This is a genomic window from Paraburkholderia sp. SIMBA_054, from assembly GCF_046534875.1.
In the GTDB taxonomy this organism is placed as follows: domain Bacteria; phylum Pseudomonadota; class Gammaproteobacteria; order Burkholderiales; family Burkholderiaceae; genus Paraburkholderia; species Paraburkholderia hospita.
The window spans coordinates 1-334 of the sequence record NZ_JAWRXV010000421.1 but is presented as its reverse complement, the minus strand read 5'-3'; the positions used below and the strand labels follow the sequence as shown (position 1 = coordinate 334).

General features: G+C 42.8%; 1 protein-coding gene. It reads right to left on the bottom strand.

What is annotated here, in order from left to right:
• A partial coding sequence (locus SB822_RS55745) for a phage tail sheath N-terminal beta-sandwich domain-containing protein (protein WP_410858930.1) occupies positions 1–334 on the bottom strand: 334 nt, incomplete at both ends.

Below are 334 nucleotides of genomic sequence, written 5' to 3'. Positions count from 1 at the left end.
CAAGAAATGCTGTGTAATCTGCCACGCTTGGCACACCGTTTTTCCCACCGCTTAGTGTTACGCCAGCTGTGATAGTCACTTCACCTTCACCAGAAAATTGAACATATTTGTTTTTCACAAGATCTTTGACATCAGTCACAACCTGCTTATCGACAATATCTGTTCCAAGATAGGTGATAACGTCGCGCTTTGTGCTATCAAGTACATTTTCTGCGACTTGTACTGTGATCTCATTTCCTTTTAGGCCGCCATAATTTGCTGTAACCACAAAATTTTCAGCGATTTCGGCTTTGGCTGGCTCCCCTTCATTTAAGCGGTAAAGCAAGACTGTTTG